1 protein-coding gene is annotated in these 467 nt (G+C 27.6%); it reads left to right on the top strand.

All coding sequences use genetic code 11. The annotated features are described in order from the left end of the window. Window positions 1-57: 57 nt before the first annotated feature. On the top strand, window positions 58-467 hold a 410-nt coding region (locus K8344_RS14345; protein ID WP_237609301.1), incomplete at its 3' end, for a hypothetical protein.

Below are 467 nucleotides of genomic sequence, written 5' to 3'. Positions count from 1 at the left end.
ATTTATGAAATTAAGAATGACAGTCTATTTGTAAATGCTATTATAGATTGCCATTCATTGGATAACAAAAATTTAATTCCAAAAAACTATATCAAAAAATTATTCGGAGAAAAGGTCAAAAGCAATAAAGTTTTTGTTGACTGGTTTAGTGGGAATATTAGTTTTCCAACTAAAAGAACCGACAATAAGATGATTAATTGGGATGGCGTATTCGAGCGGATTTTTATGCACGAAAATGTCATTGAAATTGAAAATGGCAAAATTTTAAAAATAAGTGAACAGCAAAATTATGTAGATTTAAAAGATGGAATAGATAGGTTAGATAGAGAAAATATAACCCAAGCTATTTTTGACAGAATTAAAAACTATAACTGGACTAAAAAAGATAAATTTGATTGTTCTGAATTATACACAGTAACGATTGGAGAAAAGGGAAAAGTCACTAATGTTATTATGACCGAATATCA

Source organism: Aequorivita xiaoshiensis (assembly GCF_022008395.1).
Lineage (GTDB): Bacteria > Bacteroidota > Bacteroidia > Flavobacteriales > Flavobacteriaceae > Aequorivita > Aequorivita xiaoshiensis.
This window is presented reverse-complemented; position numbering and strand designations above follow the sequence as displayed.